Genomic DNA, 18,165 nt, shown 5'->3' with positions numbered 1-18,165 from the left:
TAAATCGGCTCAACGCTCTAAAATTTTCTTTAACGCGCATCTTTTCCGAAAACCGTTACACACTTTTCGGGATGCGCTTTTAGTTAGGCAATCGGCTCGCTCGGAAAGAGCAGCTGCAAGGCTTCATAAGCCGAGAGCACGGTTTCCATCTGCGCCGTATGGCCTTTGACAAAGGCATCGCCATAGATGGTTTCGTCCGGATATTCGGTAATCAGCGTCAGCGGAACTGTGTGACGATCATCAACACCGACCATACATGGGAAGCCGTTGATAATGCGGAAACCTGTTTCGCCTGCATGTTGCTCGAAAAGCTTGATTTGCGCATCGTTGTAATCAAGCAGACCATCGATGGCACCAAGATGCCTGGTCACATGATCCATCAGCTGTTCGGCTTCTTTCTCCCACGTCGCATGATGGCGAATAATCAGGAAGAAGCCTTTTGGCAACGTCCACATTGCAAAGGATTGTGGAACATATCCAGACAGCGGGCGTGTCCATTCATGCGACGGATAGCCATGCAGATTGACATGCAGCTTCGCATTGGTGCGCGCCTCCGCCTCTACACGGATTGCTTTCTCAAAAAGCCCCTCGCCGCTGCGATATTCAAGATCATCGCCAAGAGCCGTATAGCGCGACGCGTGATGCATATGATGTGGCTGCAAAACGCACAGACGCTTATGGATTTCATACCCGTCCGGGTTTTCCTGCGGCGAGATCGTGAAGTGCGCGCCATCGCGTGCGCTAAGACGGCTTGCGGCACGCAACGCTCCGACGATGCCAGTTGTTTCATTGGCATGTTGCCCGGCACTGATCATCATCGCCGTTTCATGGCCCGAAACATAGGTCGCGCGCACGCTGCGACCTGCACGGGTCTTAGCTTCAAAAGGTGTGCCGCCAAGCTTTGCAATCTCTCTGCGGATCTGGTCAGCCGAAAGAGGAGCCTGCGCATTTTCCAGAACTTGCTCGGCAGTCAGCGCATCTGACGTTGCCAGCGGACGTGTTTCCACTCTAACGGTTGGCTCTGCATCACGGAAGCGGACTTCGGGTACGATCTGACCGGGCTGCAAGCCACGATCACCGACGGGGCGACCAGACTTTTTCTGGAAAACTTCGAGCAGCGAGAAATAGATATCTTCGTGCAGAGCTTCCGTCAGGCTCAGCGCTTCCTCATCATAGGCAATGCGTCGATCAGTGATCGGCAAGTTGACCGAAATGTTCAGCTCTTCAAAATAGGGCTCGCCCCTGCCCCAGTCATGGGTGGCAATGGTCGAAATCGTATCGTGAAACAGCTTTTCATAAGCGGTTTCAAAGCGCGCGTTCTCACTGCTACCTTCATGTTCGACAATTAGCCAGCCCGTTGGTGAGACGAGCGTTTCGCCGATAAAATCTTCATGCACGCGATTGGGTGCGAAAACACGGTGACTTTCATTGCGGCCATCGGCAAATCTCAGATCGACTTCGTAAAAGAAATCGTCGTTTCCGGACGCACTGAAGCTGATCAGCGCTTCTGGTAGGAGTGCTGTCAACGGGTAGGTTTCCAGCAGAAAACGGTTCTCTACGCAATTGTCATGGCGTGGATAGCGAATTGTTGCAGCCGTTAGTCCTGTCCCATTCACTTCTTCAAGAAAGAAATGCAGAAGCGGTTTATAGGATGAACGAACACGCGCATCGATGCCCGCTTCGCGCAGCTTTGTTTCAGCAGCAAAGCGGCTTGGCTGGTCATCGAACAGCCAGACCTTCACTTTCGCGCCACGCATTTCCGGCTTTGAAAGGCGTTCGATCAGTAAATTGATTGAACGCGGATAGGTCTTTTCAAATATCACGCTCATCGCGAGGTCCTGCCGGTTGGATCGAGGCTGTCACGCAGCCAGTCTCCCAGAAGGTTGAGACCAAGCACCGTGAAAAGAATGGCAAGACCGGGGAACAGGCTTACCCACCATGCCGTCTGGAGATAGGTGCGGCCATCGGCCAACATTCCACCCCAGCTTGGAATGGTTGAATCAATGCCAAAGCCAAGGAAGGTCAGGCTGGATTCAAGCAGGATGTTGTTGGCGACATTAAGCGTCATCAAAACGATGACCGGTCCGAGCAGATTTGGCAGCAGGTGCTGGAAAATGATGCGCCAGTCCTTCACGCCAATAGCGCGCGCAGACAAGATGAACTCGCGCTCGCGCAGCGATAGCACTGAGCCGCGCACCAGCCGGGCATATTGCACGCATTGTGAAACAATCAGCAGGATGATCGTGTTGACCAGTCCACCGCCAAGGATAGCCATGAAGGTGATGGCAAGCAGGATAAACGGCATCGCAAGCTGCACATCGACAAAGCGCATGAGGGCCATATCCCAAAACCCGCGATAATAGCCTGCAACCAAGCCCATGATCGTGCCGATGATCACCGAACCAATGACGGAGATGAAACCCACAAAAAGTGAGATTTTGCCGCCGATAACGACACGCGCAAGCACGTCTCGGCCGAGAGGGTCAGCACCGAAAATATGAGCCGGATTGACGAATGGCGGCATCAGACGTGCCATCAGGTCGATCTTGTTCGCGCCTGCTGGAAACAGATAGCTCGAGAAAATGACCGCCAGACAGATGGTGCCAGTGAGAAGAAAACCAACAATAAATTCCAGACTGGCAAAGCGGGAATGCTGGAGTGTTGAGGTTTTGGTCGCCACTTTAGTCGCCATAGGCTCTACTCCGTACGAATTCGCGGGTCGACAAGGCCGTAAGCGATGTCCACCAGAAGATTGACGCCGATAATCAGCATCGAAAGGATTGCGATTGTTGCCTGCAAGACGGGATAGTCGCGTCCGGCAACCGCATCGAATGCAAGCGTGCCCATACCCGGCCAGTTGAAGACGCGTTCGACCACAACGATACCGCCCAGGAGGCCACCGAACTGCAAACCGATATAGGTAATCAGCGGAATAGCGCAGTTACGCAGTGCGTGCTTATAGAGCACCTTGTTTTCGCTCAGGCCCTTAGCGCGAGCCACCATGATATATTGCGACTGCAGCGTTTCGAGCATCGACGTGCGCACGAGGCGGATGTTGGTTGCAGTCAGAATAATGCCCATGGTCAGCGCAGGCATCACGAAGCTAGCTATACCGCTCATACCACTTGGCGGTAGCCATTGGAGATAAATGCCGAACAGCAGAACCAGCATCGTCGCAAGCCAGAAGTTCGGGAAAGACAGACCGACGAGCGAGCAGATTCGAATGAGCTGATCAGCCCATCTACCACGTGATACTGCCGCCTTGATGCCAAGTGGCACCGAAATCACGATGGAGACGAAAAGTGAGGCAAAAGCCAGCATAAGCGTGGCTGGCAGCGCACTTCCAACTAAAACGGAAACCTGTGTACCACCAAGGAAGCTGCGTCCAAGATCAAGTGTGAACAGACCTTTGAGAAATTGCCAATATTGAACAAGAAATGGTTGGTTCAAACCTAAACCCTCGCGGATGCGCTCGAGATCGGCTTCCGTGATACTGCCAGCACCTTGCGTCAACATCAGCGCCGGATCGCCAGTCAGGCGGATCGCATATGCGACAAGCAACGTCATTGCGATCATCACGAACAATGCTTGCAAAATTCGTTTTATAAGAAATCCAGCCACCAGAGCGCCTCCGAAATGCAGCGACAAGCCGATGAACGGCTTGCCGTATCAGTTGGTTTAATCGACGGTTACGTCGGTGAGACGCAGACGGCTATCTGGAACAGGCACGAAGTTTTTCACGCGCTTGTTGACGCCGAAGATTGCCTTCAGGTTGTAGAGCGGCATTTCGAGCGCGCGCTCGGCAGCATAATGCGCAATTTCCTGAAGCAGCTTTTCACGTTCGCCACGGTCGAGAACCGAACGCTGTGCTTCAAGCATCTTGTCGAGCTTTTCATCCTTGTCGTACGGGTTCCACTTTTCACCCGAATGGTACATCGAGTAAGCGGTATTATCGTAATCGAAGGTCCAACCACCCCATGCCTGCTGGAACATGGCACCCGTTTTGCCCTGTGGGATGATGTCATTGAGCAAAACATTCGTGTCATAGGGCTTGATGGTTGCATTCACGCCAACCATCTGCAGGAAGCTTGCGACTGCTTGCGCAACTTCGTTGAAGCTCGCATCCTGACCGCGCACGTCAATCTGCACCGTTGCTCCGGGCTGAACGCCTGCTTCTTCAAGCAATTTCTTAGCCTGTTCAGGATCATAAGGCAGCGGCTTCATATTTGGATCGAAACCAAACGACAGTGAACCCTGGAAGCTTGCGATCGCTTCAGCCTGCCCGGCAAGGATCGATTGGATGATCGCATCGCGATCCACAGCCATAATCAACGCCTTGCGAACTCGTTCGTCCTTGGTAATGCCATCTACGGTGTTGAAACGCAGTGCATAAACTGTAGGTCCAGAGGCTGTGACTAGTTCAAGCTTTGGATCGCCTTCGATCGTCGGGATCATTCCGATTGGGATAGTTGGCGGAATGACCAGATCAACGCGACCAGCTTGAAGCTCGGCTACAGCTGTCGAAGGCTCAGTAATGAAGCGATATTCAAGTTCCGAAAGCTTCGGAGCACCACCCCAATGGTCAGCAAACGCTTCCAGCTTGATGTTGACCTTTGGCTCATAGGATACAAACTTAAACGGGCCAGTACCGACTGGATGTGTGTTGAAATAATCATCACCCTTCTCGGTGATGTATTTGGGTGGAACAATCATCGCGCCGTAACCAGCAAGCTTGGTGATCAACACTGGATCTGGCGTCTTGAGGTGAAAATCGACGGTCTTTTCGTCGATGATCTCGACCTTTTCGATTGCGATATAGTTGGAACGCTGCGGACCTTTCGCGCCTTCCTCACCAAGCAAACGATCAAAAGTGAACTTCACCGCTTCAGCATTGAATGGCTCGCCATCGTGAAACTTCACACCTTCACGCAAATTGAAGCGGATACGCTTGCCTTCGTCGAGTTCTTCCCACGACGTTGCCAGACCCGGTACGATTTTCAGATCAGGACCACGATAGACGAGACCGTCAAAAATATTGGTTGCGACCGACGCCCAGTTGACGAGGAACGTATCAATTGGGTCCCAGCTGCCCGGGTCCTGCGGCGACGAAACGGTGAGCTTGCCTGCGGCGAAAGCTGGTGCCGTTGCGATCACAGCTGCTGACAGGACAGAAGTCAGAAGAGCAGCTTTCAGTGCTTTCCTTATCATTATTTTCCCCTTTGGGTTTAGTTGAAGCATTTCCAGCAAAAGTTTGAAGCGGTTTTGCGTTGAATAATGCGATAAAAAAGCAGCCATATCTCAGGCGCTTTCGGCGACGAAATGGCCCGATGAAACCTCGCGGTGATTGTAGATCGTCGGTTTGTCGTCGATCCGGCGCGTCGTGCTTGGAATTTCTCCTTCAAGCGCTGCGCGTTCGGTCCGTGCCGAAGGATCGGCAACCGGCACAGCTGAAAGCAGGCGTTGCGTATAAGGATGCGTCGGCGTTTCAAAAATCTGACGACGTGAGCCAAGCTCCATAATCTGTCCAAGATAGAGCACAGCAACGCGATGGCTCATCTTTTCAACCACGGCCATGTCATGGCTGATGAAGAGATAAGCCAACCCATGTTCTTTCTGCAGATCCATAAACAGGTTGATAACCTGCGCCTGAATGGAAACATCGAGCGCCGAAAGCGCTTCATCAGCGATGATAAGCTTAGGCTTTGAAGCAAGCGCACGCGCAATACAGATGCGCTGACGCTGACCGCCGGAAAATTCGTGCGGATAGCGCGAAGCGTGTTCCGGACCAAGGCCAACGCGTTCCAGTAGTTCCGCCACGCGCGCATTGATCTCCTTGTTGTTGTCAAGAAGGCCGTGGGTGCGGATCGGCTCTGCAATCGAGAAGCCAACAGTTTTGCGCGGATCGAGCGAGGCAAACGGATCCTGAAAGATATATTGCACTTCGCGGCGCATCTTATAGCGCTCCGAGGAACTCATCTGCGAATAGGCTTTGCCATTAAAGCGGATATCACCGGAAAGCGGCGACTGGAGTTGCTGGATCGTGCGGCCGATGGTCGACTTGCCTGAACCGGATTCACCGACAAGTGCCAGGGTCTCACCCGGATAGATGTCGAAAGCAACCTTCGAGACCGCATTGCAAACATGGGTGACTTTGCCCAACATGTTCTTCTTGATCGGAAAGCGCACGTAAAGATCATCGACAGCAAGAAGCGGCTTGTCGCTATACCGTGCCGTGTCCTGAATACGCTCTTCACCCGACAGAACAGGTACGCCATCGCGCATCACCATGACCGGCATACGCTTCGGGAACGCTTCGCCCGTCATGCTGCCAAGTTTCGGAACTGCCGACAAAAGTGTCTGTGTATATGGATGCTTTGGCGCGTCGAAGATGCGGCCAACCGGACCTTCTTCAACCTTTTTGCCCTTCCACATGACGACAACGTCATCCGCCATTTCAGCCACCACGCCCATATCGTGCGTGATGAAAATGACAGCCATTTCAAGCTCTCTCTGCAAATCTTTGATGATATGCAGAATCTGCGCCTGAATGGTCACATCAAGTGCGGTGGTCGGTTCATCAGCGATAAGCAGCTTCGGACGGCAAGCAAGTGCCATCGCGATCATCACACGCTGGCGCATACCGCCAGAAAGCTGGTGAGGATAACGCTTGAGAAGCCCTTCAGCATCTGGCAGGCGCACCATTTCCAGCAGCCGCTTGCCTTCAGCCAGAGCAGCACTCTTCGCCATGCCTTCATGCAGCATCAACACTTCAGATATCTGGTTGCCAATGGTGAAGACCGGGTTGAGCGATGTCATCGGCTCCTGAAAGATCATCGCAATGTCTTTGCCGCGAATGCCACGCATTGCTTTCTGATCGGCTTTCAGCAGATCGCGTTCACCGTCAGGACCATTGAAAAGAATACTCCCCTTCGGGAATTTCGCGCCGCTCATATCGGCAAGGCGCATGATCGAAAGCGACGTAATCGACTTACCCGACCCTGATTCACCAACGACAGCCAGCGTTCGGCCAGGAGCAACCGAAAAACTTAAATCATCGACGACCCGACTGGCGCCGAATTCAACACTGAGGCCCTCGACCGTCAGCAGAGGTTTTGAAACAGATAAGTTCAACTCGGTTCCGTTCAAACTTGTAACTCTCTTATAACGTGATGGCAGACCGGGTGGCCTGATTGAATGCACCCGACATGAAGCGCAATAAGGCGGCTACTTCAGATAGGGTTTCTTCAGACGGCCGTGCATTCGCAGTGGACTCAACCAGAAGGCGTTCGCGAATCTGCGCATAGCGAGCACACGCTTCAGCGCCCTTCTCCGTTATTTTGACCGTCTTTTCCTTGGATGCCTTACCGGTGGTAAGCAGGCCCGCTTTCTCAAGCTTGCGGATCGCATAGGTTGCAATATGTGTGTCTTCGATATCGAGCACGAGACAGATATCGGCCAGCTTCTTCTCGCGTCCGCGATGACGGATTGAATGCAGGATCAAAACTTCAATCGGAGAAAGCCCCGGCAGATCGGCAGCTGCCATGCAGCGAACCATCCAGCGAGAGAATGCGTGCGAAGCCAGAATGAGGCCGTATTCGACCTCTGACATGCCAGGCGAGCCGCCTTCTGCAAGGTGCGCAGACGAAACAATCGGCCCTAGAGAAGCAACAGAGCGTAGATGCTTTGGAAGAGAAACTTCATCGAAGCTCTGTTCTAGCATCTCTATGGGCGTTTCCGCCATTAACTCCGAGTCTCTTTTATTCCCCATTATTGCTGCTCCCTTATTTTTGTGAATTTTATGTCACCATCTTATCGACATTTTGTCAATAAAGTGGAAGTATGAAATTCTGAAAAGATTTTAAAATGCACTGTCTTCATGCATGAGGGAGCCAATAATGAGCGGAACGGGAAGTGGCGTGTGGGACTTCTGGATTGATCGTGGCGGCACATTTACCGACGTCATTGGACGCGATCCGGGAGGCAATCTGCATGCACGCAAGGTTCTCTCCGAAAACCCTTCAGCCTATCGCGATGCAGCCGTTCACGGCATCCGTTTGCATCTCGGCCTCAAGACGGGTGAGCCGGTTCCGGCTGGGTTGATCGGCGAAGTGCGCATGGGTACGACCGTTGCTACCAATGCGCTTCTCGAGCGCAAGGGCGAGCGGCTGGCACTTGTCACCACCAAGGGCTTCCGCGACGCTCTGCGCATCGGATATCAGGAACGCAAAAACATCTTTGCAACCGAGATCATTAAGCCGGAATCGCTGTATGACAGCGTAACCGAACTTAATGAGCGTATCCACGCCGATGGGACTGTCGAGCAGGCACTTGATAGCACTGAAGCAGAAGCAGCACTCCGTTCGTTGAAAGATCAGGGCTATAAATCTATCGCGATTGCCCTCATGCATGCCTACAAGTTCCCGGCGCACGAAGCTGAAATCGCACGCATTGCCCGTGAGATCGGCTTCGAGCAGGTTTCAGTTAGCCATGAAGTCTCGCCGCTGATCAAGTTGGTGGGTCGTGGCGACACAACAGTCGTCGATGCTTATCTGTCACCAGTCCTTCGACGCTATGTCGCACAGGTTTCCAACGAACTCGACGTTCAGCGCACCGGCGCACGCGTCATGTTCATGATGTCTTCTGGCGGCCTTACGGCAGCTGACTTGTTCCAGGGTAAGGACGCCATTCTTTCCGGCCCAGCTGGCGGTGTTGTTGGCCTTGCACGCACAGGCGAGACGGCGGGATTTGGACAGGTCATAGGTTTCGATATGGGCGGCACATCGACTGACGTTGCCCATTTTGATGGTGAATACGAGCGCGCATTCGAAACGGAAGTTGCTGGCGTTCGTGTCCGCGCGCCGATGATGCTGATCCACACTGTTGCTGCTGGCGGCGGCTCGATCCTGCATTATGATGCCGGGCGCTTCCGCGTGGGCCCGGATTCAGCAGGCGCCAATCCTGGCCCAGCCTGTTACCGAAATGGTGGCCCGCTTGCTGTTACTGACGCTAATGTCATGCTCGGCAAACTGATCCCTGATTATTTTCCGGCTATCTTTGGCCCCGAACAGAACCAGCCGCTTGATGTGGAACGCGTTCGCACGCTTTTTACTGCTCTTTCTAATGAAATTGGCGACGGCCGCTCACCAGAATCGGTTGCCGATGGCTTCATTCGCATTGCTGTTGCGAATATGGTCGAAGCGATCAAGAAGATCTCCGTACAGCGTGGCTATGACGTCACCCGTTATGCATTGAGTTGCTTTGGCGGTGCTGGTGGCCAGCACGCCTGCCTCGTCGCAGATGCACTTGGAATGAAGAACATTCTTCTTCATCCAATGTCCGGCCTGCTCTCCGCTTATGGCATGGGCCTGGCCGACATTCGCGCCACTCGGCAGAAGGCGCTCGGCGTGTCGCTCGATGCATCCGCTCCAGCAGCACTGAAAGCACTTGGTGAAGAACTGGTCTTGGAATGTGTGGCAGAACTTGCGACGCAGGGCATCGAACAAGCCGCAATTCAGCGTCATCTTCGTGCGCATATCCGCTACGCAGGCACCGACACGGTACTTTCCATCGAAGCAACCTTCCCTGCCGAGGACGATTCCGATCGTCTGCGCAGCGAATTCGAAACCGCGCACAAGCGCCGCTTCGGCTTCATTGCAGAAAATAAGGCACTGGTAATCGATGCGGTTGAAGTCGAAGCAGTCGGCGGCGGTGCGGGAGAAACCGAGACCAGCCTGCCGCTTGAAAGCGACCTTGAGGCTGAAACAGCCAAGCGCGCACGTTTCTTCTCGCAAGGTGATTTCCACGATGCTGGTGTCGTTATTCGCGAGCAGATTCAGCGTGGCCAGACCGTAACCGGACCTGCAATCATTATCGAAAAGAACCAGACGATCGTTATCGAAGATGGCTGGCAGGCACGCCTCACCAACTACGATCACATCGTTCTTACCCGCATCAAGGCTTTGCCGTCACGCAGCGCGATCGGCACTGAAGCCGATCCGGTCATGCTAGAGATTTTCAACAATCTCTTTATGTCGATTGCAGAGCAGATGGGCGTGACGCTCCAGAACACCGCCTACTCTGTCAATATCAAGGAACGTCTCGATTTCTCCTGTGCCGTATTCGACGCCGAGGGTAATCTGGTTGCCAATGCGCCGCATATGCCTGTGCATCTTGGTTCGATGGATGCTTCTGTTGCAACCGCAATCCGCGAGAACAAGGATATCAAGCCGGGCGACGTATTCCTGATCAACGCGCCTTACAATGGTGGGACTCACCTGCCTGACCTGACAGTCTGCACACCGGTTTTCGATGACGATAATCGCGAGATCCGCTTTTGGGTTGCAAGCCGCGGCCACCATGCTGATATCGGCGGCATCGCCCCTGGTTCGATGTCGCCGCTGGCGGTTAATATCGAGCAGGAAGGCGTCTATATCGACAACTTCAAGCTCGTTGATCGCGGCACCTTCCGTGAAGATGATCTTTCAGCTCTCCTGACCGGAGCAACCTATCCGGTGCGCAATCTAACGCAGAACGTCAATGATCTTAAAGCTCAGATTGCCGCCAATGAAAAAGGTGTAGCTGAGCTGAAAAAGATCATTGGTCTCTTCGGTGAAGACGTAGTGAAAGCCTATATGGGACACGTTCAGGACAATGCAGCTGAGAGCGTGCGCCGCGTGCTCGACAAGTTGCCTGATGGGCATTTCACCTACGAGATGGATCAGGGTTGCCAGATAGTAGTTCGCGTCACTATCGACCGTGATAAGCGCGAGGCGACAGTTGACTTCACCGGCACATCAGAACAGCGTCCAGATAACTTCAACGCGCCAGAACCTGTAACACGCGCTGCCGTGCTTTACGTGTTCCGCGTGCTTGTTGAAGGCGATATTCCGATGAACGCGGGCTGTTTGCGGCCGATCAAGATCATTGTTCCACAGGGATCGATGCTTTCGCCACGCTTCCCGGCAGCTGTTGTTGCGGGCAATGTGGAAGTCAGTCAGGCCGTCACCAACTGTCTGTTTGGCGCGACCAAAGCCATGGCAGCAGCACAAGGCACTATGAACAACCTGACATTCGGCAATGATGAATATCAGTATTACGAAACCATCTGTTCCGGCGCACCAGCCGGACCGGGCTTCAATGGTGCCGATGCGGTCCATACGCATATGACCAATTCTCGCCTTACCGATCCGGAAATTCTGGAAACACGTTTCCCCGTGCTTCTAGAAGATTTCCATGTTCGGGAAGGATCAGGCGGCAAAGGTAAATGGCACGCAGGCGACGGCACGAAGCGCACGATCCGTGCGTTGAAGACGCTCGACTTCGCGATCCTTTCAGGCCATCGCCGTGTTGCCCCTTTCGGTCTGGAAGGTGGTGAAGCCGGTCAGACCGGACGCAACGAAGTTCGTCGCAAGGATGGTACTATTGAAGTGCTGGGCAACTGCGATCAAACTGTACTTGAAGCAGGAGAAGCCTTCACTGTCATAACGCCAACAGGCGGCGGATTCGGGAAAGCTTAATAGCAAAACATGCGAATTAAAAATGCCGCCGTGAGGCGGCGTTTTTATTGATGTTTAGAACCAGAAATTGCCAAATCGCTATATACGGATTCAAATTGCCATTAGTGACGTTAAATTAGAAATAATTTCTCTTAGCTGGGCAAAGACTGCGATTTTAGACGCTACGTTAGAATTAAATTCCTGTATTTTACGTCTCATCGAATATTTTTACAGGTGACCTTACAAATGAAGTTCGCAAAAATCCTCGCAACGGTCGGTGTTCTTAACGTAGCTCTCTTCTCGACCGCAATGGCGGGCGAAAACCTCGATGCCATCAAGTCAGCCGGCGTGCTGAAGATTGGCACGGAAGGCACCTATGCACCGTTCACCTTCCACGATAAGGACAACAAGCTTGTCGGTTTTGACGTAGAAATCGGCGAAGCAGTTGCCCAGAAGCTTGGCGTTAAACCAGAATTTGTTGAAGGCAAGTGGGATGGCCTGATCGCCGGTCTCGACGCCAAGCGTTATGACGCCGTTATCAATCAGGTTGGCATCACCGAAGAACGTCAGAAAAAGTTCAACTTCTCAAACCCTTACATCGTTTCCAAGGTCGTTCTTATCGTCAATGACAAGAATGATACGATCAAGGATTTCGCTGATCTGAAGGACAAGAAGTCCGCACAGTCGCTGACCAGCAATTACGGTCGCATTGCCAAGGAAGCCGGTGCTGAATTGGTTGCCACCGATGGCTTTGATCAGTCGATCCAGCTCGTTTTGACGGGTCGTGCAGACGCCACGCTCAACGACAGCCTATCCTTCCTCGACTTCAAGAAGCATCAGCCGAATGCACCTGTAAAAGTTGTTGCTGAAAAGGAAAATGCAGACGCTTCGGGCATCATCGTGCGCAAGGGCGATGACGATCTCGTCTCTGCAATTAACAAGGCGCTCGACGAAATCAAGGCTGACGGCACTTACGACAAGATTTCTCAGAAGTACTTCGGTCAGGACGTCTCCAAGTAAGTTTCGGATAAGTGCAATTTAGGAAGCCGGAACATGTTTCCGGCTTCCTTTCGTTGTGGCTATATAGAAATCTAACGAACACCTATCTCCAGGAATCTTCCATCTAAGGACCGAACAAGTGCCCGATTGGTTTCAACTCATGGCGGATTCCCTGCCCACCCTGCTTTGGGCTGGACTGCTGTTCACCATTCCTCTGACAATTCTATCCTTTATCTTCGGACTATCGCTTGGACTGCTAACCGCGCTTGTGCGCTTATTCGCACCAGTGTGGGTTTCAGCTATTGCTCGGTTCTATGTCTGGATTTTCCGCGGCACACCTTTGCTGGTGCAGCTGTTCGTGATTTTCTACGGCCTGCCAAGTGTGGGGATTTATCTTGACGCCTTCACTGCTGCCGTGATTGGGTTCTCATTGAATGTGGGTGCTTACAGCTCCGAAGTCATTCGCGCAGTCATTTCCTCTGTACCAAAAGGCCAGTGGGAGGCAGCCTATTCCATTGGGATGAGTTGGCGTCAGGCGCTTACACGCACCATATTGCCACAAGCCACCCGCACAGCTGTCCCGCCGCTTTCCAACACCTTTATTTCGTTGGTGAAAGATACGTCACTTGCAGCAGCCATCACCGTGCCCGAACTATTCCAGTCAGCGCAGCGCATTGTCGCGACGACGTATGAACCGCTCATCCTCTACATAGAAGCAGCACTGATTTATCTGGTGCTCAGCACGATCCTGTCCAACCTACAGGCAAGGCTTGAAAAGCGCTTTGGTCGCTATGGCGGAACTCTGGAGACAAACGCATGATCGAGCTACAGCACATCGTCAAAAGTTTCGACAATGTTGTTATCCTCAACGATATCAATGTGAAGATCGCCGAAGGGACGGTGACGGCGCTTGTCGGGCCATCGGGCGGCGGCAAGAGCACGCTGCTGCGTTGCATCAATCTGCTTGAAATTCCGACTTCGGGAACACTGGTGTTAGGCGGCCAAAGCATTACGCTCGTCGCTGATCGCAAGCCAAGCTGGCAATCAGTGCAGTCGATCCGTCGCCAAACAGGCATGGTGTTCCAGAACTTCCAGCTTTTCCCGCATCAGACAGCGATACAGAATGTGATGGAAGGTCTGGTTACAGTCTTGAAATGGCCAAAGGCAAAGGCCCAGGAACGTGCGATGGAACTTCTGACGAAGGTCGGCATGGCTCATAAAGCAGATGCATGGCCCTCAACACTATCGGGCGGACAACAGCAGCGTATTGCTATCGCCCGCGCACTCGCGCCGTCGCCGCGTGTCCTTCTCTGTGACGAGCCCACCTCAGCACTTGATCCGGAACTTGCGTCCGAAGTGGTCGACGTTTTGAGCAAGCTTGCAAAAGAAGGCACGACCATGGTCATTGCGACACATGATTTACGCCTCGCCTCCAAGATCGCGCAGAATGTCGTATTCCTGGAATCAGGCAACATCGTTGAGACAGGCAGCGCTCACGACGTTTTCGCAAATCCTAAACGCGACCGCACAAAACAGTTTGTTGCTACAATTAACGCAGCTCATACCTACGACATATAGGAAAATATCCGGTCGTTTCTGTTAGTGATGAAGGGCTTTTGCATATTGCAAGAGCCCTTATTTATATCTGTCTTACTAATATCACTGGTGTTTTATCAATTTTCCAACGGCTGTTCCGGGCCCGCCCCTTGGTAAATGTCCAAAGCACTGTTACATTAGGGGCAACGTAAAAATTGAAGCGCCTTGATTGCGTCCTTTTAGGCTCGCGCGGCGCCATAAGGATAAGAACCTTGAAGAACCCCGAGGAGCGCCCTGCAGGAATGGCGCAACAAGGGGCGTCCGGCGGACTAGCGGGCAATTCAAAGACCCGGAATCCGTCCGAAAACGGCAAGCGCAAACCGCGCAAGAACGCTGTTTCAGAAGTCGGCAAGGCCACGCAAGCCTCCGATTCAGGACGCTCAGACACTGAAAGTAAAGGCTCTCAAAGCCAGAGGAAGCGTGCGCGCAGGCGCAACCGCGGGAAAATGGCTCGTGGTCCAGAGAGCCAAGCGCAAAAGACTGCTTCTGCTGAGACCTCCGCAAACGAAAAGCCCTCGGACGGCAAGCCTTCCGGGAAGCTATCGAATCGTCGCCGTCGTGCGCGCAAGAAGAAACAAGCTCTTCAACAAAGCAGCGTCACTCTTCACACCGATAACACGGCAAAGTCACAGAACGCCCCTGCACGCTCTGATTATAGTCAGACACCTCAAGCCAAGCGTAGTCAATCCGGATCGCAACAACCGCGCATCAGTGCACACGAAGCCCCGCTTTATGCGGCGCTCGATCTCGGAACCAACAATTGTCGCCTGTTGATCGCGTCACCAACGCGTCCAGGACAGTTTCGCGTCGTAGATGCCTTCTCACGTATCGTTCGTCTTGGTGAAGGTCTTAGCTCCACTGGGCGTCTGGGTGAGCACGCCATGGATCGTGCCATAGAAGCGCTCAAAATATGTCATGATAAGCTTGCCGCACGCAAGATCAGACGTGCTCGCCTAGTCGCTACCGAAGCCTGCCGTGCAGCGCAAAATGGCGACGCGTTTCTGGCGCGCGTTCGTGATGAAACGGGGCTTGAGCTTGAGATTATCGATCGTCAGACAGAAGCACGTCTAGCAGTTTCGGGCTGCGGCACGCTTGTAACGCGTGAAACCGACGCCGTTGTTTTGTTTGACATTGGCGGCGGTTCGTCTGAAATCGCGCTCATCGACGTATCACAGCGTCGTTCTCCACGTCTTGCAGAACACATTACCGCATGGACCTCCCTGCCCGTCGGCGTCGTCACGCTGGCGGAACGCTTCGGGGGACGCAATGTTACGCCGGAAAGCTTTGACGCCATGGTTGACCATGTCACTGAGCTGCTTTCAGGCTTTGCCGAGCGTCATTGTCTTGGCAAGCTTACTGAGGGATCACGGTTTCACCTGCTTGGAACGTCAGGCACTGTGACGACACTCGCCGGCATCCATCTTGGACTCGAACGCTATGATCGCCGCCGCGTCGATGGTATGTGGATGGGCTCGAATGACGTAACACAGATGACCCAACGTCTGCTGTCTTGGGATTTTGACGCTCGTGTTGCTAATCCTTGTATTGGCGCCGACCGTGCTGATCTTGTTTTGGCAGGCTGTGCCATTCTTGACGCCATACGCAATGTATGGCCGAGTGAAAAACTACTGGTTGCCGATCGCGGATTGCGCGAAGGCATATTAACGGAACTCATGTCGCGTGACGGTGCCTGGCGCCATAACCGCGCCCATACTGCCAAAACTGGCGGTAAAACCGACGTAAGAAACAGGCATTGAAGATGAGCAAAGCAGGCGGAAACAAAGGCGGCACGAAAACCGGCGGACGCGGCGGCGCGGGCACAAGCAATCTTCGCGTTCGTGTGAAGAAGAAAGCCGGAACGATTAAGGAATCCTCGCGTCGTTGGCTGGAACGCCATCTGAACGATCCTTACGTTCACAAATCAAAGCAGGATGGCTATCGCTCGCGTGCGGCCTATAAGCTGATCGAAATCAACGACCGCTATAATCTGCTGAAGAAAGGCCAACGTATTATCGATCTTGGCGCAGCTCCGGGCGGCTGGTCGCAGATCGCGGCCAAGATCGTCGGTTCGACAGATGAGAACCCGCAGGTTGTCGGCATCGACTATCTGCATGTTGATCCGCTGGCAGGTGTCATTTTGCTTGAGATGGACTTTCTCGATGAATCAGCACCTGAAAAGCTTATGGAAGCACTTGGCGATAAGCCAGATCTCGTGATCTCTGACATGGCTGCACCGACGACGGGTCATCGCCGCACAGATCATTTGCGCACTGTGCATCTTTGTGAAGTCGCAGCTGATTTTGCTGTTTCCGTGCTCAAACCCGGCGGCCATTTCCTAACTAAAACATTCCAGGGCGGCACCGAAAACGATCTGCTTGCTATGCTGAAACAGAAGTTCCGCTCAGTGCATCATATCAAACCGCCTGCATCGCGCGCAGAATCCGTCGAGCTTTATCTGCTCGCTCGCGATTTTAAAGGCTAGTTATCGGGATATATCAGAATGAGAAAGGGCGGCTTCAAAGCCGCTTTTTTATTTGCCGTTTGCTGAATCCGCGACTTCGAGTGCAGTCCGTTCCTTGCTCTTTGACTTGGTAGCTTTCGGGCCTGAAAGTTCATGCCCGGCATCTGGTGCAAGCTTTGCAAACCAGAAGAACGCCGTCGCAGACACCGCTGCAACAACGAAGAAGCCAATATGAAAATCTGCGAGCTGCAACGAAGCTCCGCGAAGGCCAGTACTGATTTCCAGAATTCCACCCGCCATGGCGACACCGAGCGCAATCGAAACTTGCTGCGCAACCGCTGTGATTGGCGTTGCCTGACTGGTTTTGTCATCGGGGATTTCAGCAAAAGCTAGAGCATTGACGCCCGTAAAGAACATCGAGCGGAAGAACCCACCGATCAGCAGGAACCCAACAATAACGCCATAAGGCGTTTCAGGGAAGAACAAGCCATTTGCTGCAATAAACCCGGCAGAAATCAGCGAACCATACATAAGCGTGCGCCGGAAACCGAACAGATTGAATACTCGCTTCGCTCCGAACTTCATGCTGATGGCACCGATTGCCGAGACAAATGTCATCATACCTGATTGGAACGGCGTCATGCCGAAACCAAGCTGGAACATGAGCGGCAACAAAAAGGGGATGGCGCCAATCCCAAGCCGGAAGACGCTACCACCAAAAACAGCCGAGCGGAAAACCTGATTATCAAAGAGTTTCAGGTTCAGCAGCGGATCAATCGTTAGCCGTGCGTGAAATATATAAAGCGCCGAGCTGATAAGGCCGACTGCTACAGTGACAAGCCCTATGACCGGCGGAAGTGCGGGACGACTGACAACTGACAGCCCAAACACCACACCCGACATCGCGATGCCCGACAAAAAGAAACCCGGCCAATCAAGCGGCTTGACGATCCTCTCGTCATTATCCGGCAGAAAGCGCGTTGCAAACCAGATGCCGATTAAACCAATCGGAACATTGATTAGGAATATCCAGTGCCACGAGAAAAAGGTCGTGATGAAGCCGCCCACTGGTGGCCCGACCAAAGGGCCAACCATTGCGGGGATCGTCAGCCAGGCCATAGCCGACACAAGTTCACTTCTGGGCGTTGAACGAATAAGCACAAGTCGTCCGACTGGCGTCATCATCGCGCCGCCCATGCCCTGCAGAAAACGCGAGACAACAAACGCTGATAGTGAATTCGATGCGGCACAGGCGACCGAACCGACAACGAAAACCGCAATCGCTGCACGAAAAACATTCTTCGCCCCGAATCGGTCCGCCATCCAGCCGCTGACGGGAATGAAAACCGCAAGCGCCACGAGATAGGCCGTCAATGCTAGTTTTAATGCGATGGGGCTGGTGCCGATATCAGCGGCAATAGCAGGAAGCGATGTTGAAATAACATTCGAATCCATCTGCTCCATGAAAAGAGCAATTGCCAGTACGAGAGGAACGATCCGGTTCACAGTGAAAATCCGAATAAAAGCAGAGAATTAAACACGACTTTGCCAGTCGATTATAGCTCCCGCTTTATGTAGCGTCCGTCCGAATTTTTCCAGTTAATTCGCCGTCAC

At 53.1% G+C, this 18,165-nt stretch carries 13 protein-coding genes; 6 read left to right on the top strand and 7 right to left on the bottom strand.

What is annotated here, in order from left to right:
• Positions 1–83: 83 nt before the first annotated feature.
• From QSJ70_RS04825 to QSJ70_RS04800, 6 genes are all read right to left on the bottom strand, one after another.
• Entirely contained in the window at positions 84–1,829 is a 1,746-nt protein-coding gene (locus QSJ70_RS04825) for a peptidase M14 (RefSeq protein ID WP_285535022.1), read from the bottom strand.
• Positions 1,826–2,680 carry an ABC transporter permease gene (locus QSJ70_RS04820; protein WP_215779023.1) on the bottom strand — a complete coding sequence of 285 codons (855 nt, stop codon included), beginning with the start codon at positions 2,678–2,680 and terminating at the stop codon, positions 1,826–1,828. The genes QSJ70_RS04825 and QSJ70_RS04820 overlap by 4 nt, the downstream gene beginning before the upstream one ends.
• A gap of 17 nt (positions 2,681–2,697) precedes the next feature.
• Entirely contained in the window at positions 2,698–3,621 is a 924-nt protein-coding gene (locus QSJ70_RS04815; RefSeq protein ID WP_285535021.1) for an ABC transporter permease, read from the bottom strand.
• A gap of 57 nt (positions 3,622–3,678) precedes the next feature.
• Positions 3,679–5,208 (bottom strand): ABC transporter substrate-binding protein, encoded by a 1,530-nt coding sequence (locus QSJ70_RS04810; RefSeq protein WP_285535020.1) that lies wholly within the window; start codon positions 5,206–5,208, stop codon positions 3,679–3,681.
• A gap of 90 nt (positions 5,209–5,298) precedes the next feature.
• On the bottom strand, positions 5,299–7,146 hold the full coding sequence (locus tag QSJ70_RS04805) for an ABC transporter ATP-binding protein (RefSeq protein ID WP_215776757.1): 1,848 nt from the start codon (positions 7,144–7,146) through the stop codon (positions 5,299–5,301).
• Between the two features lie 13 nt (positions 7,147–7,159).
• Positions 7,160–7,768 (bottom strand): winged helix DNA-binding protein, encoded by a 609-nt coding sequence (locus QSJ70_RS04800; protein WP_445558131.1) that lies wholly within the window; start codon positions 7,766–7,768, stop codon positions 7,160–7,162.
• A gap of 112 nt (positions 7,769–7,880) precedes the next feature.
• Here QSJ70_RS04800 and QSJ70_RS04795 point away from each other — a divergent pair, with 112 nt between their 5' ends.
• From QSJ70_RS04795 to QSJ70_RS04770, 6 genes are all read left to right on the top strand, one after another.
• Positions 7,881–11,516 (top strand): hydantoinase B/oxoprolinase family protein, encoded by a 3,636-nt coding sequence (locus tag QSJ70_RS04795; protein ID WP_285535019.1) that lies wholly within the window; start codon positions 7,881–7,883, stop codon positions 11,514–11,516.
• Positions 11,517–11,741: 225 nt separating this feature from the next.
• The gene (locus tag QSJ70_RS04790) at positions 11,742–12,515 is read left to right on the top strand and encodes an amino acid ABC transporter substrate-binding protein (protein WP_215776761.1); all 774 of its coding nucleotides are present in this window, start codon (positions 11,742–11,744) and stop codon (positions 12,513–12,515) included.
• A gap of 118 nt (positions 12,516–12,633) precedes the next feature.
• Positions 12,634–13,314: an amino acid ABC transporter permease gene (locus QSJ70_RS04785; protein WP_215776763.1), complete on the top strand. Its 681-nt coding sequence runs from the start codon at positions 12,634–12,636 to the stop codon at positions 13,312–13,314.
• Positions 13,311–14,072: an amino acid ABC transporter ATP-binding protein gene (locus tag QSJ70_RS04780; protein ID WP_215776765.1), complete on the top strand. Its 762-nt coding sequence runs from the start codon at positions 13,311–13,313 to the stop codon at positions 14,070–14,072. Before QSJ70_RS04785 ends, QSJ70_RS04780 begins: the two co-directional genes overlap by 4 nt.
• A gap of 230 nt (positions 14,073–14,302) precedes the next feature.
• Entirely contained in the window at positions 14,303–15,847 is a 1,545-nt protein-coding gene (locus QSJ70_RS04775; protein ID WP_252349051.1) for a Ppx/GppA phosphatase family protein, read from the top strand.
• Between the two features lie 2 nt (positions 15,848–15,849).
• Positions 15,850–16,572, top strand: coding sequence for an RlmE family RNA methyltransferase (locus QSJ70_RS04770; RefSeq protein WP_007879442.1), 723 nt, complete (start codon positions 15,850–15,852; stop codon positions 16,570–16,572).
• 48 nt (positions 16,573–16,620) lie between these two features.
• On the opposite strand, the gene QSJ70_RS04765 is transcribed toward QSJ70_RS04770, so the two are convergent.
• Positions 16,621–18,057, bottom strand: a complete 1,437-nt coding sequence (locus QSJ70_RS04765; RefSeq protein WP_285535017.1) for an MFS transporter — start codon at positions 18,055–18,057, stop codon at positions 16,621–16,623.
• Positions 18,058–18,165: the final 108 nt, after the last annotated feature.

Origin of the sequence: Brucella sp. NBRC 12950 (assembly GCF_030268145.1) — a bacterium.
Taxonomy (GTDB): Bacteria; Pseudomonadota; Alphaproteobacteria; order Rhizobiales; family Rhizobiaceae; genus Brucella.
This window is presented reverse-complemented; position numbering and strand designations above follow the sequence as displayed.

What these genes read in the sequence shown, in the direction of transcription:
- QSJ70_RS04825 (WP_285535022.1), bottom strand. Translation starts at nt 1,829, where the DNA reads ATGAGCGTGATATTTGAAAAGACCTATCCGCGTTCAATCAATTTACTG.
- QSJ70_RS04810 (WP_285535020.1), bottom strand. Translation starts at nt 5,208, where the DNA reads ATGATAAGGAAAGCACTGAAAGCTGCTCTTCTGACTTCTGTCCTGTCA.
- QSJ70_RS04800 (WP_445558131.1), bottom strand. Translation starts at nt 7,768, where the DNA reads ATGGGGAATAAAAGAGACTCGGAGTTAATGGCGGAAACGCCCATAGAG.
- QSJ70_RS04795 (WP_285535019.1), top strand. Translation starts at nt 7,881, where the DNA reads ATGAGGGAGCCAATAATGAGCGGAACGGGAAGTGGCGTGTGGGACTTC.
- QSJ70_RS04790 (WP_215776761.1), top strand. Translation starts at nt 11,742, where the DNA reads ATGAAGTTCGCAAAAATCCTCGCAACGGTCGGTGTTCTTAACGTAGCT.
- QSJ70_RS04780 (WP_215776765.1), top strand. Translation starts at nt 13,311, where the DNA reads ATGATCGAGCTACAGCACATCGTCAAAAGTTTCGACAATGTTGTTATC.
- QSJ70_RS04770 (WP_007879442.1), top strand. Translation starts at nt 15,850, where the DNA reads ATGAGCAAAGCAGGCGGAAACAAAGGCGGCACGAAAACCGGCGGACGC.